Raw genomic sequence first — 13174 nt, forward strand, 5'->3', positions numbered from 1 at the left:
TGTGATATAGTACACAAGGTGGGTAAATAGCCCACCTTAAATTTTGAATTAATAAAAGAAACTATGAGTATTACACCCAAAGGAATTAGTATATTAGAGTTATATCGTCTTTATAGAGAAAATAATCTTATTGTAAATAGAAGATACCAACGTAAACTGGTATGGGCTAAATCAGAGAAGGCATCTTTAATAGAAAGCATACTTTTAAAATATCCTATTCCACTAATTTTGTTTGGCAAATTTAAGAAAGATGGAAGAGATATGTATGAAATTATTGATGGTATGCAAAGATTAAACGCTATTTTTAGTTTTATAGAAAATCACTTTTCTACAAATAACAAATTTTTTGATGTTACAAAGCATCCATTAGCTAATGAATTAAGCACTCAAAAAGTATTTCAACCAATACAAACCACGACAGAAAATTTACTCACTGCTCAAGAATGCGTAGATTTTTTAGAATATTCATTAGCAGTTACTATTTATGAGGCTGAAAGTAATAAACAAATAGAAGATGTATTTAATAGAATAAACTCTAATGGGAAACATTTATCAGCACAAGAAGTAAGACAAGCTGGAGTTACAAGTAAGTTTGCAGAATTAGTGAGATCATTAGCTTCTGAAATACGAGGTGATGTCTCCAGAGAAATTGTTCCTCTGACGGAAATGCCAGAAATAAGTGTTGATTATAAATCCATTAATTTAGGATATGGAGTGCTTGCAGAAGATACATTTTGGTGTCATCAAGGTATTATTAGTAATTCTGATTTACGAGAAAGTGCAGATGAACAATTGTTAGCAGATATATTACTCTCTATAGCTTTGGGAAAACCATTTCCAGCAAAAAAAGATAGATTTGACTCTTATTACGGTAAAGGTGATACAGATAAATCAGATGAAATAGAGTTAGCAGTTACAAGATATGGAATAGAAAATCTAAGAAAAGATATTAAAGGTGTATTATCATATATAAAAAATGCTGTTAATTCTGTAGTATCTCCAGATATAGCTGCTGAGAAAAACTTTCTTAGAAGAGTTCTGAGTCGTGAGGGAAAAGTTAGCAATCCAGTAAAAGAGCCATTTTATACATTATTTATGGCTTTTTATGATCTAATTATCAAAGAATCTAAAGAACCTTTTAATTGTCAGGAAATTTTTAATGCGGTGACGGGACTGATGGAAAAAATAGAAGTCAGTTCAGCTATTACAACGGATAAAAGGACTAAAAATATTAACTTAACTAAAGGATTAATTCAAAGTTATTTTAAAATATCAACATCTACAACTCGTAGTAGTGGCTCTTATGCTATAGATTTAGAAAATTACCTAAGACGCTCAAAAACAGAAGCTCCAAATTATGATTTTAAGCAAGGGTTAGTTTTATTAAATCCTGCTAATCGAAGTTTTGATCAAGATTGTTTTGAGAAAATTTGTCAGAATATAGCAGCTATGGCAAATCTAGGCAAAGAGAAAAAAGGATACATATTTTTAGGAATATCTGATACAGAAAAAGATACGAAACAAATTGAAAAGCTTGATGGAATATCCGCACCTAGATTCTTTCCTTTCGGTATTGTAGGAATAGAGAGAGAGGCAAATATTCAAAACATAACTCTCGATCAGTATATACTACAAATTAGTAGAAAAATTAGAGACTCTAAATTACCGGAATGGCTAAAAACTAGCATTAATACCTCATTAACCCCTATTACATATCATGACCATACAGTATTGATGATTGAAATACACGCAGGAAGAGAGCCTGTATGGTATGACAACAAACTTTACATAAGGGATGGACATGAAAAGCAATCTCAAGAATTATCAGGGGAAAAAATTAGTGCCGTGTATAGCTTATTTCAATAACAGGAGATTTCTTTAGTCGATATATAAATATTAAGACGGCATAACAATCCATGAGCCAAAAAGATAAACTCCTGGCTAAGATACTATCAGGCGCATCTGATGAAAATATATCCTTTGAGCAATTGTGTCAACTCTTAATCAGATTAGGATTTGATGAAAGAATTCGTGGTAGTCACCACACTTTTACAAAAGAAGGAGTTGAAGAAATCTTGAACCTTCAACCCAAACAAGGAAAAGCCAAAGTATATCAAGTTAAACAAGTTCGTGAAATGTTACTTAAATATCAGCTAGGAGGTTAAGATGACTCTGCGCTATGAAATTAATCTCTATTGGAGTGAAGAAGACCAATCATTTATCGCAGAAGTTCCAGATTTACCGGGATGTGCTGCTGATGGAGAAACTTATCAAGAAGCACTGCAAAATATAGAAATTATTATGCAGGAATGGATAGAAACTGCACAAGAGTTAGGTCGAAAAATTCCTGAACCTACACAGCGTTTAATGTCTGCTTAATTGATGCTTTTGGGGATGTGCGATAGCGAAGCGCTCCGTAGGAATCGCTATTATGGGTATGGGGATGTGCGATAGCGAAGCGCTCCGTAGGAATCGCTCGTTGGGGATGTTGGGGGTGCGATCGCTGTTTGGAGATGTGGGGGTGATGCGATCGCTGTTTGGGGGTGTGGGAATGCGATCGCTTTTGGGGATGTGTGGGATGCGATCGCTTTTAGGGATGTGGGGTGCGATCGCGTTTGGGGGTGTGAAGGTGCGATCGCTTTTTAGACGAGTAACTGTAGATTATTTGTTGACATGATATCATAATGTGATATGTTATATATTAGCTTCTGTTAAAAGTAAAAAAGGATGAATCTTAATAATAAACAGCAAAAGATTTTAGAATTAATTTTTACAAATCCCGTACCAGCAAACATTATTTGGCAAGATATAGAAAATTTATTTACAGCTTTAGGTGCTGATATTAGTCAAGGTAGCGGTTCACGAGTAAGAGTTAAATTAAATGATGTTAGAGGTTATTTCCATGAACCACATCCAGAAAAAGAAACCGATAAAGGAGCAGTGAAATCAGTGAGAGAATTTTTGATAAAAGCAGGAATTGAACCATAAATAGTTTGTAGTAAAATCAACCACAAAAAAACTGAGTGAGGATTATTAAAATTATGTTGACTTACAAAGGATATACAGCATCAATTGAAGTAGATGTAGAAGCAGGAATACTTTTTGGTCGTGTTCTTGATATTAATGATGTAATTACTTTTAAAGCTAAAACGGTAGAAGAAGCACGTCAAGAATTTGAAACTTCTATTGATGGTTATCTAGCTTTTTGTGAAGAATTAGGAGAAGAACCGGATAAACCTTTTTCTGGAAAATTGCCATTTAGAACTACTCCAGAACATCACAGAAAAATTTTTATTGCAGCTAAAAAAGCTGGAAAAAGTATCAATGCTTGGATGGATGAAATACTAATTAATGCTGCTGAAAAATCAGTCAAAGCATAGATTCAATATTTTTCTAAGTTTTGGGGATGTTTGGGGTGCGATCGCTTTTGGGGATGTGAGGGGTGCGATAGCGAAGCGCTCCGTAGGAATCGCTTTCGGTTATTATAAACATTTGAGTTAACAAAATCATAACTTGTGAGTCAACAAGACAAGCTATTAGCTAAGATACTATCAGGCGCATCTGACACAAATATATCCTTTGAGCAATTGTGTCAACTCTTAATCAGATTAGGATTTGATGAAAGAATTCGTGGTAGTCACCACATTTTTACAAAAGAAGGAGTTGAAGAAATCTTGAACCTTCAACCCAAACAAGGAAAAGCCAAAGTATATCAAGTTAAACAAGTCCGGGAAATGTTACTTAAATATCAGCTAGGAGGTTAAGATGACTCTGCGCTATGAAATTAATCTCTATTGGAGTGAAGAAGACCAATCATTTATCGCAGAAGTTCCAGATTTACCGGGATGTGCTGCTGATGGAGAAACTTATCAAGAAGCACTGCAAAATATAGAAATTATTATGCAGGAATGGATAGAAACTGCACAAGAGTTAGGTCGAAAAATTCCTGAACCTACACAGCGTTTAATGTCTGCTTAATTGATGCTTTTGGGGATGTGCGATAGTGAAGCTGACCGAAGGTATCGCTGTTTTGAGGTTTGGAAGGTGCGATAGCGAAGTGCCCCGTAGGAATCGTTTTTGGGGTGTGGGAGTGCGATCGCTGTTTAGGAGTAAGTTGAAATTGCGATCACTTAAAATTAGGGGGTTGTGAGCGATAGCGAAGCGCTGCTGCAAGCAGTTCGCTTTTGGGAATGTGGGGTGCGATCGCTTTTGGGGTTGGGGGTGCGATCGCTATTTCGGGAATGTTGGGAAGTGCGATAGCGAAGCGCTCCGTAGGAATCGCTTTTTGGTACTGTAATTATGGAATAAGCAATACAATGACTCCCGGTTCGCCTATTTTAAATTGAGTTAGAAAAAACCTGAACGATTTAATAGGGGTTTTAGCCTGTAATTCAAATGTACTATGACGTAGGCGATAGCGAAGCGCTGCTGCAAGCAGTTCGCATAAAAATAGAGTTTTTAGCACCGAGGGTAGTTCAAGCTAAATTTCGGGAAATCGCTAAAACCATTACGAAATCTAGATTTTCTATTTTTTTGGCAATTTCTCGAACTCCAAAAAAAATGAGCGAACCGGGAGTAATGATAGATATGTATGTCAGCATATGCTGTGGGCTGAAATATTCAAGGAGTATTAATTATGAATAATTGGCAAAATATTACTGATGAGAGATTAGCAAGACCAATACATCCAGGTGAAGTAATTGCAGATACTTTAGATGATTTAGAAGTTAATTATCACGATTTTGCCGAAGTTTTAGGAATATCTCATCAAACAATTCAAGAAATTATTAATGGTGAAAAATCCATTACTGTAGATATTGCTATTCGTCTTGGTAAGGCTTTAGGTAATGGACCGAGACTGTGGTTGAATCTTCAGCAAAAAGTTGATGTTTGGGATGCTTTGCAAAGTCATCAGGAAAATATAATAAAGTTATGACATTAGTGTAGAATAAATATGGATTTTATCACTCTCTATCTACCTCCATCAATTCAAATAACTGATGATCAATTTTTTGAATTATGTCAAATTAATGAATTAATCAAAATTGAACGTAATGCTGATGGTAGTCGGATATTAAAGCCTTTATTGGGTGGTATAACTGGCAATATTAATTCTGGTTTAATTGCTCAATTAGCAAATTGGAACGATCACAAATCACAAGGTGTAGTTTTTGGTTCTGATGTCGGTTTTATTTTACCAAATGGTGCGATTCGTTCTCCTAGTGCTGCTTGGATAAAGTTGGAAAAATGGAATAATTTAACTAAAGAAGAAAAGGAAAAGTTTCCTCCCATTTGTCCTGATTTTGTCATTGAGTTACTTTCTCCTAGTGATAGTTTGAAAACTACACAGGAAAAGATGAAGGAATATATAGATAATGGTGTACGTTTGGGTATATTAATTAATCGTAAATCTTGTCAGGTGAAAATTTATAGACCAGGTAAGGAGGTTGAGGTTTTAGATTCTCCTGCTACGGTTTCGGGGGAAGATGTTTTAAAGGGTTTTGTTTTGAATTTGGGGATGATTTGGTAATGTTTACAATTATTAAATCTATTTATCTCCAAAAAGTGATACACTTAATCTAACTAGTCATATATGAGCAAGTTCCTTATACATCTCATTATATAACTATTGATTTTAGTAATTGTTGGGGAACGACAAGAATGATAGATGGTAAAGCTATTTCTATTTCCTTATTTACAGGTGCTTTTGGTCTAGATTTGGGTATGGAACAAGCAGGATTTCATACAGTAAGTGTAGTAGAAAAAGACCGTGATGCTACAAAAACAATTGCGCTTAATCGTCCATTTTTGCAGGAAAGTGCTATTCCCAGAGAAATACAAAACGTCAGTTCTCAAGAATTACTTGAAGAAGGGGGAATGGTTTTAAATTTAGGACGTGCTTTACAACCAGGAGAAGTAGATTTAGTAACTGGTGGTCCACCTTGTCAGCCATTTAGTACCGCAGGGAAAAGAGGTTCAGTTATGGACCCTCGCGGTAGTTTATTCATGGACTTTGTTCGCATCGTTGAAGAAGTCCAACCCCGTTTTTTCTTAATGGAAAATGTCAAAGGTTTGCTTTCTGCTCCACTTCGTCATAGACCAATTAACCAAAGAGGAAAAGATTACCCACCCTTAGAAACTGATGAAATAGCTGGTGCTGCTTTAAAAGTAGTATTATCAGAAATGAAGGAAATAGGCTACAACGTCGTTTATAACCTTTTAGAAGCCGCAGATTATGGCGTTCCACAGAATAGATCGCGTGTAGTATTTATTGGTTCTAGAGATGGTGAAGCTGCTACATTTCCCATTCCGAAATATTGCAAAGATGGTAAAATTTTACCTAAATGGCGAACTTTAGAAGATGCTATAACAGATTTAGTTGATACAGAACAAGAATTTATGGCTTATCCAGAAAGTCGCTTAAAATATTTAAGATTATTGGAAGCTGGACAAAACTGGAAGCATTTACCAGAAGAATTAAAACAAGAAGCTATGGGAGGTGCTTATAATTCGGGAGGTGGAAAAGTGGGTTTTTATAGAAGATTATCTTGGGATAAACCTTCTCCAACAATTACAACAAGTCCACACCAAAAAGCTACAGATATGTGTCATCCTGTAGAATTACGTTCTTTAACTGTCCGTGAATCTGCAAGAATTCAAACTTTTCCTGATGATTGGATTTTTTATGGTTCTGTCAGTTCTAAATACAAACAAATTGGTAATGCAGTTCCGGTATTACTTGCGAAAGAACTTGGGAGTTATCTTTTCAACTTAATTCAAGGAAACAAAGCAAAAGGTAAAGAGATATCTGAACAACTTTCACTTTTTTCTCTATAGATTTGGTAACTATTTATTTTGTGGCTAATTCAGCAAATGCTTGATCAATTTTCTGTAACATATCTCGGATATGATTTTCAACTAGATCATAATCCATGCAAATCATATTCCAAAATGGTTTACCAGCAATACGAGGAATGTTACTTCTATTTGAAAAAGTCCATTTACCTAAATCAAAAGCTGCTATAAACAAAGAGTTTTTATGAATGCTTAATTCTTTTTTTGCTCTTGGTACTTGCGAACCAGTCAATGTTCCTTTTAGGGTTTTTAGTTGTGCAAACTTAACTGTTTCTTCCGAAAAGAGTAGAATATCAATTCCAGTAATTTTAATTCCAAATTCAAATTCTGGGTTAATAATATAAGGACTAATATCAGATATCTTTTCCCAGAGACTTCCCATTGTTGTACTCAGACTTCTTGTCACTGAGTTGCTAGTAACTAGCAATTTAGCTCCACAGAGTTCAAAAAGATTGGATGGGTTAGGATGATCCTTAATTATTGAATTTTTCTTTTCAAAGTCAAGTTTTAACCACTCAATAAAATCGTCTGCAAATTTTTCAGTTTTACTACTAATTAACTGAGATTGTCTATCTAATTCTAAAACAGATCCATTCTGCTTGTCTTGTGCAATTTGATATTGAAAGTAAGCTGGTGCTATTGAGGATATAATTATTCCATATTTATATGCTATGTGTAAATCTTCATCTGCGATGTGAGTCACATCAATTAATGAAGCATGATGCAAAATTAGTGCTTTCCGTTCTTGGACAGAAAGTGGGATTAAAGTTTCAGCAGTTAATTCAGTAGACATACAAAGCTATATTTAACTTATTGAGCTTTCTTAGTATTACCCAAAATTACCCCCTAAACTGTCATATCTACGGAAATTGTATTTGATTGTTAGTGTAAAATATTAATAAGTACAAAATTACTATGCAAGAGTGATCGCTTTTTGAGGATGTTGGGAGTGCGATAGCGAAGCGCTGCTGCAAGCAGTTCGCTTTTTGGGGATGTGGGAGTGCGATAGCGAAGCGCTCCGTAGGAATCGCGTTTAGGGATGTTGGGAGTGCGATCGCTTCCTGGTAATGTAATTATAGAATAAGCAATATGGGGATGTGCGATCGCGTTTTGGGATGTGTGAGAAGTGCGATAGCGAAGCGCTGCTGCAAGCAGTTCGCTGTTTTGGGAGTGTGGAGGGTGCGATCGCTTTTTGGGGATGTGTGGGAGTGCGATCACTTTTGGGAATGTGGGGTGCGATCGCGTTTAGGGATGTTGGGAGTGCGATCGCTATTTCGGGAATGTTGGGAAGTGCGATAGCGAAGCGCTCCGTAGGAATCGCTTTTTGGGGATGTGTGGGAGTGCGTAAGCGTTGCGCTGCTGCAAGCAGTTCGCTTTTTTGGGATGTGGAGGGGTGCGATCGCTGTTTTGGGGTGTGGGAGTGCGTAAGCGTTGCGCTGCTGCAAGTAGTTTGCTTTTTGTGGGTGTAGCGAAATGCTCCGCAGCGATCGCTTTAGTGATAAAATAACCACTTATCTTTGACTCTTTAGGAGAAAACTTGATTCCAATTAGTATTGAGCAAATCTACAAAGTTAAAGAAATTATTGCCAAATATAAGAATCTGGAATGTGTTGAATGCGCTCAAGCTATCCAAGATTACTTGGTATCACAGAGAATTTCGGGAAAGCGGCTAAAACTTTATACAGGTTCAGGAATAGGACGCGATAGTTATATCTATGATGAAAGTGTTTCTGGGGATGCAATCTCTATTAATGGTCGTCATCAAGGGATTATGATTATAATAGATGGAGTAGAAATGATATTTGATAATCATCATCCTGATGGAATTACTAGAAATCAATGGTTAGCCAACTTACTGTTTTATAATAAACTGTATAACGGGCAGCAGTTCCAAACCACAGAAGAAACTTTTTAGGTGTTAAAGATTATGGAAAATAATCATCATAGTATTACTCTAATTCCCGATGAATATTTCTATGAAATGCTCCAAAGAATTAAACAAAGACCAGGAATGTTTCTAGGTCAATGTTCAATTACTCGACTAAGAGCTTTTTTAGATGGATATATGGGATCTAGGTCAGATTTAGGTTTACCACCAACTCAACAAGAGCTAGAATTTAATCAATTTCAAGAATGGGTACAGACAAGATTTAAAATTAGTTCTTCGCATGGATGGGATAGTATTATTCTTTTTTATTCTGCGGATGAAAGAGATGCACTAAATAACTTTTTTGAATTATTTGATCAATTTTGTAATAGCGAAAGTGCTACAAGAGAGGAGATGAGTCAAGAAAAACTTACTGAATCAAATCTTTCACTAACACAAGAGAGAGTGACTGTATAATTACTTGAGATATCGCTATTTGGGATGTAGGGATGCGTAAGCGAAGCACTGCTGTAAGCGGTTCGCTTTTTGGTACTGTAATTGGTGCATTGAAAAGATTAGAACCGGAGCGTGTTTTATATTTAGCAGTACCTTTAACAACTTACAAAACATTTTTTCAACTAGATTTTCCCAAAGATATGATTTTAGAAAATAGTGTAAAAATGGTAATTTATGATGTAGAGAAAGAGGTGATTTTTCAATGGATAAATTAACTCAATACCGCCAAATTGTCCAAGAAATATTAAAAGAATATGGTGAAGCACAACCAGCTTACGGCAATATAGAAGTTGAGACAATTTTTGATACACAACGTGATCATTATCAAATAGTTCATGTGGGTTGGGAAGGTCAAGATTGGGTACATAGTTGTATCATTCATATTGATATTAAAGGTGGCAAAATTTGGCTGCAATGGAATGGTACAGAAGATGATATTGCTGCTGATTTAGTGGCTGCTGGAGTGAGTAAAGAGGATATTGTCTTAGGTTTTCAGTCTCCTTTTATGAGGAAGTTTACAGAGTATGCTGTGGGTTAATTATTTAACGAATATTAATTCAGCATCAAACTCATTTCTCTAACAAATTATATGGATAATATCACATTGTATTTACCTTCATCACTTCAAATAACTGATAATCAATTTTTTGAATTATGTCAAATTAATGAGTTAATCAAAATTGAACGTAATGCTGATGGTAGTCTGATATTAAAACCTTTGTTGGGTGGTATAACTAGCAATATTAATGCTGGTTTAACTGCTCAATTAGCAAATTGGAACGATAACAAATCACAAGGTGTAGTTTTTGGTTCTGATGTCGGTTTTATTTTAGCAAATGCTGCTATTTATTCTCCTAGTGCTGCTTGGATAAAGTTAGAAAGATGGGATGCTTTAACTGATGAGGAAAAGGAAAAGTTTCCTCCTATTTGTCCTGATTTTGTCATTGAGTTACTTTCTCCTAGTGATAGTTTGAAGACTACACAGGAAAAGATGAAGGAATATATAGATAATGGTGTGCGTTTGGGGATATTAATTAATCGGAAATCTCGTCAAGTGGAGATTTATAGACCAGGAAAGGAGGTTGAGGTTTTGGATTCTCCTGCTACGGTTTCGGGGGAAAATGTTTTAAATGGTTTTGTGTTGAATTTGGGGATGATTTGGTAATATCCTCTTTGATGATGTGGAGGAAGTGCGATAGCGTTCGCAAAGCGTCCCGGAGGGAACTAGCGCGACATAGGAATAGCTGTTACAAACTACCAAACAATAGCAACCAAACCCGACGTAGTTATATTTTTATCGCACGTCAATAACCGTACAACTTCACCTTTACTAGCTAAAACTAACGCAGTTGCCGCAATTTGTCTATCGTGCATTTCATTAATAGCAGATAAGTTCATAGTCATTTCAATTACATCTTGATCAAGAGGATAAATTACCACACGAGGATAAGTTTAGCATTTGCACCTAACTTTAAATTACCTTCAAGAAACCAGATTAAAGCATGAGTATCTAGGACATATTTCATAATTTATTATGACCAGTCTAAACTGTCCTCACTATCCCCATGAAATTCAGCAACTTCAAAATCCGCTTCTGTTGACTGGTTATTACCAGAAAACATACCAAACTTCATTATTTTATTTTTTGGGTGATTTTTTTCCCACTTTAAAAAAGTGACAATAACCAGACTTTCTGAAATATCAGATGGTAATTCTTTAAGTTCTACTTTACCATCTTTATAAATTCCTTCAATTGCTTGCAACATAATTTTTACCGTGAGCCAATTTAGCTGATGTTATTACTTTAACTATACACTATAGATAAGCAATCGCTGTTTGGGATGTGGGGATGCTTGCGATCGCTGTTTTAGTTTTGGGGGTGTTGAGAGTGCGATAGCGTTCGCGGAGCCTCCCGGAGGGAACTAGCGCTGCTGCAAGCAGTTCGCTGTTTGGGGATGTTGATCTAATAAATTTCCCTACGATGACCAATTCTAAGAGGGTGTTTGAAAAGTCTAATTTATTACTTGCAAGGGCGACTAGAAGTCGCAGCTACACAGACGAAACCCACCTATTCCTTCGGAACGCTACGCGAACGTGGGTTCAAAAGCCTTGATTTTTCGTTAGTCCACGCAGGTGGACTTTGTTTGTGTAGTAGCGATTTCTAATCGCCGGAAACTTTTCAAACATCCTCTAATGATAATGATTAATTGTTCTTCTATATCTAACTCATAAATAACTCGATAATCACCCACTCTTAACTTATAAAAACCTGACCATTGACCTGTAAGAGATAGAGGAGTTATCTGCTCAAAATTGAGACTTAACCATTGAATTTTATTCAGAATCCTCAGACGCACAACCTGATCTAAATTATCTAAATCAGTGATAGACTCTGATTCAAAACTTACAGAATAACTCATTTAACCTTCTATCCCATACCTTTTATAAACTTCGTCTAGAGGAATAGTAGGTCTTCCTTCTTGACGTTTACGCCGGATTTCCAATAAACTCTGCTTAAATGATTCTTTGATTTCCCTACCCTCATCAGGATCACCGAAGTATTCATCTAGCATTTCATCTACAGTAGTACGGATTAAGTTTTGTAACTGTTCCGCCGTCATTTCTTTAATTTGCATAGTTGCTTTAAACAGTGAACTATAGGAATGATTATACCAGTTAAGAGAAAATAGTGGGATAACTCAAGGCGATCGCTTTTGGAGATGTGGGGATGCGATAGCGCAAGCACTGACTTGTCAGTTCGCTGTTTTGGGGGTGTGGAGGTGTGCGATAGCGCAAGCGCTCCGTAGGAATCGCTTTTTGAGGATGTAGGGAGGTGCGATCGCTAAAATCTGTTATTATAAACATTTAGGAGGTTAAGATGACTCTGCGCTATGAAATTAATCTCTATTGGAGTGAAGAAGACCAATCATTTATCGCAGAAGTTCCAGATTTACCGGGATGTGCTGCTGATGGAGAAACTTATCAAAAAGCACTGCAAAATATAGAAATTATTATGCAGGAATGGATAGAAACTGCTCAAGAGTTAGATCGAAAAATTCCTGAACCTACACAGCGGTTAATGTCTGCTTAATTGATGCTTTTGGGGATGTGCAATAGTGAAGCTGACCGAAGGTATCGCTTTTTGAGGATGTGGGGATGCGATAGCGAAGCGCTGCTGCAAGCAGTTCGCTGTTTGGGAGATGTTGGGAGTGCGATAGCGAAGCGCTCCGTAGGAATCGCTTTTGGGGATGTTGGGAGTGCGATCGCTGTATTCAAAAACACTCAACTCATCAACTGATTTAAAACCAACACAGTTAACCCTGGTAAAGAAGGTAAACGTATATCATTAGTTAAGAAAAAAGACGCATTACCATAAATAGCAGTAGCCATTTGAATAGCATCCGGTGTTCTTAAATTGTAATCTGCTCTTAATTTGGCTGCATTTTCAGCAATATCTGGTAAAACTTCAATAGTTGTTAAACCTTGAGAATTGAAGAGAATATCACGATATTGTTGAGCCAATATTGTATTTCCTGCACGTAAAGGATAAACTAAAACTTCTGATATAGTTAAAACCGACGTGACAACACTAAACTCACCTCTATACATGGCTGTAAAAAAAACATCTGTAACTTCTAAATAACTAGGATTTTCTCCCATAAAATAAATTAGCGGTGCTGTATCTAAACCTATAATTTTACCCTGTAATTCATTTAACCATTCCATGAATCACGCTCCTGATTAATATATTCCTGAGCGTCAATATTTCCCCAAATTTCCTTACCTAAACCACGCAATTCTAAAATATTACGCTTTGGTTTTGATGTCATTTTCAATTGTTGACGAATTAAGATAGATAAATTTTCAACTAATTTAAGTTGTTCTTCTGGAGTCAGATTTTTAGCCTGTTGTAACAATTCTTGATAGTTAGACATA

At 36.1% G+C, this 13174-nt stretch carries 29 protein-coding genes; 20 read left to right on the plus strand and 9 right to left on the minus strand.

Going from position 1 to position 13174, the window contains the following annotated elements:
• Positions 1–63: 63 nt before the first annotated feature.
• The 12 genes from IQ226_RS04450 to IQ226_RS04505 all read left to right on the plus strand — a co-directional run bounded on the left by IQ226_RS04450 (position 64) and on the right by IQ226_RS04505 (position 6837).
• Positions 64–1866 (plus strand): DUF262 domain-containing protein, encoded by a 1803-nt coding sequence (locus tag IQ226_RS04450; protein WP_193892604.1) that lies wholly within the window; start codon positions 64–66, stop codon positions 1864–1866.
• Between the two features lie 50 nt (positions 1867–1916).
• Positions 1917–2165: a type II toxin-antitoxin system HicA family toxin gene (locus IQ226_RS04455; protein ID WP_193892607.1), complete on the plus strand. Its 249-nt coding sequence runs from the start codon at positions 1917–1919 to the stop codon at positions 2163–2165.
• Between the two features lies 1 nt (position 2166).
• On the plus strand, positions 2167–2379 hold the full coding sequence (locus IQ226_RS04460) for a type II toxin-antitoxin system HicB family antitoxin (RefSeq protein WP_027402776.1): 213 nt from the start codon (positions 2167–2169) through the stop codon (positions 2377–2379).
• 52 nt (positions 2380–2431) lie between these two features.
• Positions 2432–2677 (plus strand): hypothetical protein, encoded by a 246-nt coding sequence (locus IQ226_RS04465; RefSeq protein WP_193892611.1) that lies wholly within the window; start codon positions 2432–2434, stop codon positions 2675–2677.
• 50 nt (positions 2678–2727) lie between these two features.
• The gene (locus IQ226_RS04470; protein WP_039203745.1) at positions 2728–2988 is read left to right on the plus strand and encodes a type II toxin-antitoxin system HicA family toxin; all 261 of its coding nucleotides are present in this window, start codon (positions 2728–2730) and stop codon (positions 2986–2988) included.
• A 53-nt stretch (positions 2989–3041) separates the two neighbouring features.
• Positions 3042–3380: a type II toxin-antitoxin system HicB family antitoxin gene (locus IQ226_RS04475; protein ID WP_190384061.1), complete on the plus strand. Its 339-nt coding sequence runs from the start codon at positions 3042–3044 to the stop codon at positions 3378–3380.
• A 135-nt stretch (positions 3381–3515) separates the two neighbouring features.
• Complete coding sequence (locus IQ226_RS04480; RefSeq protein WP_193892613.1) at positions 3516–3764, plus strand: type II toxin-antitoxin system HicA family toxin; 249 nt, start codon at positions 3516–3518, stop codon at positions 3762–3764.
• A gap of 1 nt (position 3765) precedes the next feature.
• A complete protein-coding gene (locus IQ226_RS04485) occupies positions 3766–3978 on the plus strand; it encodes a type II toxin-antitoxin system HicB family antitoxin (RefSeq protein ID WP_027402776.1) in 213 nt (70 codons plus the stop codon).
• Positions 3979–4395: 417 nt separating this feature from the next.
• Complete coding sequence (locus tag IQ226_RS04490) at positions 4396–4644, plus strand: hypothetical protein (protein WP_193892615.1); 249 nt, start codon at positions 4396–4398, stop codon at positions 4642–4644.
• Complete coding sequence (locus tag IQ226_RS04495) at positions 4637–4936, plus strand: HigA family addiction module antitoxin (protein ID WP_193892617.1); 300 nt, start codon at positions 4637–4639, stop codon at positions 4934–4936. Before IQ226_RS04490 ends, IQ226_RS04495 begins: the two co-directional genes overlap by 8 nt.
• Positions 4937–4954: 18 nt before the next feature.
• Positions 4955–5530: a Uma2 family endonuclease gene (locus tag IQ226_RS04500; protein WP_193892619.1), complete on the plus strand. Its 576-nt coding sequence runs from the start codon at positions 4955–4957 to the stop codon at positions 5528–5530.
• A 131-nt stretch (positions 5531–5661) separates the two neighbouring features.
• Positions 5662–6837, plus strand: coding sequence for a DNA cytosine methyltransferase (locus IQ226_RS04505; RefSeq protein ID WP_193892621.1), 1176 nt, complete (start codon positions 5662–5664; stop codon positions 6835–6837).
• A gap of 13 nt (positions 6838–6850) precedes the next feature.
• On the opposite strand, the gene IQ226_RS04510 is transcribed toward IQ226_RS04505, so the two are convergent.
• A complete protein-coding gene (locus tag IQ226_RS04510) occupies positions 6851–7648 on the minus strand; it encodes a hypothetical protein (RefSeq protein WP_190385501.1) in 798 nt (265 codons plus the stop codon).
• Between the two features lie 89 nt (positions 7649–7737).
• The gene (locus IQ226_RS04515) at positions 7738–8073 is read right to left on the minus strand and encodes a hypothetical protein (RefSeq protein WP_193892623.1); all 336 of its coding nucleotides are present in this window, start codon (positions 8071–8073) and stop codon (positions 7738–7740) included.
• Here IQ226_RS04515 and IQ226_RS04520 point away from each other — a divergent pair.
• The 6 genes from IQ226_RS04520 to IQ226_RS04545 all read left to right on the plus strand — a co-directional run bounded on the left by IQ226_RS04520 (position 8064) and on the right by IQ226_RS04545 (position 10403).
• Entirely contained in the window at positions 8064–8324 is a 261-nt protein-coding gene (locus IQ226_RS04520) for a hypothetical protein (protein WP_193892626.1), read from the plus strand. The two genes, IQ226_RS04515 and IQ226_RS04520, sit on opposite strands and share 10 nt — an antisense overlap.
• Before the next feature lie 68 nt (positions 8325–8392).
• On the plus strand, positions 8393–8770 hold the full coding sequence (locus IQ226_RS04525; RefSeq protein WP_193847906.1) for a papain fold toxin domain-containing protein: 378 nt from the start codon (positions 8393–8395) through the stop codon (positions 8768–8770).
• Between the two features lie 12 nt (positions 8771–8782).
• On the plus strand, positions 8783–9199 hold the full coding sequence (locus IQ226_RS04530; RefSeq protein ID WP_168357577.1) for a hypothetical protein: 417 nt from the start codon (positions 8783–8785) through the stop codon (positions 9197–9199).
• A gap of 32 nt (positions 9200–9231) precedes the next feature.
• A complete protein-coding gene (locus tag IQ226_RS04535; protein ID WP_228039234.1) occupies positions 9232–9453 on the plus strand; it encodes an element excision factor XisH family protein in 222 nt (73 codons plus the stop codon).
• Positions 9441–9776, plus strand: coding sequence for a XisI protein (locus tag IQ226_RS04540; RefSeq protein WP_193892628.1), 336 nt, complete (start codon positions 9441–9443; stop codon positions 9774–9776). Before IQ226_RS04535 ends, IQ226_RS04540 begins: the two co-directional genes overlap by 13 nt.
• 51 nt (positions 9777–9827) lie before the next feature.
• Entirely contained in the window at positions 9828–10403 is a 576-nt protein-coding gene (locus IQ226_RS04545) for a Uma2 family endonuclease (RefSeq protein ID WP_193892631.1), read from the plus strand.
• An 89-nt stretch (positions 10404–10492) separates the two neighbouring features.
• Here the strand turns inward: IQ226_RS04545 and IQ226_RS24895 are convergent, their stop codons facing one another.
• From IQ226_RS24895 to IQ226_RS04570, 5 genes are all read right to left on the minus strand, one after another.
• Entirely contained in the window at positions 10493–10636 is a 144-nt protein-coding gene (locus tag IQ226_RS24895) for a hypothetical protein (protein WP_228039235.1), read from the minus strand.
• A 134-nt stretch (positions 10637–10770) separates the two neighbouring features.
• Positions 10771–11004 carry a hypothetical protein gene (locus IQ226_RS04555; RefSeq protein WP_027402781.1) on the minus strand — a complete coding sequence of 78 codons (234 nt, stop codon included), beginning with the start codon at positions 11002–11004 and terminating at the stop codon, positions 10771–10773.
• Positions 11005–11358: 354 nt separating this feature from the next.
• The gene (locus IQ226_RS04560; protein WP_228039236.1) at positions 11359–11658 is read right to left on the minus strand and encodes a type II toxin-antitoxin system RelE/ParE family toxin; all 300 of its coding nucleotides are present in this window, start codon (positions 11656–11658) and stop codon (positions 11359–11361) included.
• Complete coding sequence (locus tag IQ226_RS04565) at positions 11659–11874, minus strand: hypothetical protein (RefSeq protein ID WP_190384060.1); 216 nt, start codon at positions 11872–11874, stop codon at positions 11659–11661.
• 40 nt (positions 11875–11914) lie between these two features.
• A complete protein-coding gene (locus tag IQ226_RS04570; protein ID WP_193892634.1) occupies positions 11915–12103 on the minus strand; it encodes a hypothetical protein in 189 nt (62 codons plus the stop codon).
• A 13-nt stretch (positions 12104–12116) separates the two neighbouring features.
• Here IQ226_RS04570 and IQ226_RS04575 point away from each other — a divergent pair, with 13 nt between their 5' ends.
• On the plus strand, positions 12117–12329 hold the full coding sequence (locus IQ226_RS04575; RefSeq protein WP_193892638.1) for a type II toxin-antitoxin system HicB family antitoxin: 213 nt from the start codon (positions 12117–12119) through the stop codon (positions 12327–12329).
• A gap of 15 nt (positions 12330–12344) precedes the next feature.
• Positions 12345–12536, plus strand: coding sequence for a hypothetical protein (locus IQ226_RS04580; RefSeq protein ID WP_193892641.1), 192 nt, complete (start codon positions 12345–12347; stop codon positions 12534–12536).
• Here IQ226_RS04580 and IQ226_RS04585 read toward each other — a convergent pair.
• Together IQ226_RS04585 and IQ226_RS04590 are read right to left on the minus strand one after the other, a co-directional pair.
• Positions 12521–12964, minus strand: coding sequence for a PIN domain-containing protein (locus tag IQ226_RS04585; RefSeq protein ID WP_193892644.1), 444 nt, complete (start codon positions 12962–12964; stop codon positions 12521–12523). The genes IQ226_RS04580 and IQ226_RS04585 overlap by 16 nt on opposite strands.
• Complete coding sequence (locus IQ226_RS04590; RefSeq protein ID WP_193892647.1) at positions 12952–13173, minus strand: hypothetical protein; 222 nt, start codon at positions 13171–13173, stop codon at positions 12952–12954. Before IQ226_RS04590 ends, IQ226_RS04585 begins: the two co-directional genes overlap by 13 nt.
• Position 13174: the final 1 nt, after the last annotated feature.

The organism is Dolichospermum sp. LEGE 00240, assembly GCF_015207875.1.
Classification (GTDB): domain Bacteria; phylum Cyanobacteriota; class Cyanobacteriia; order Cyanobacteriales; family Nostocaceae; genus Dolichospermum; species Dolichospermum gracile.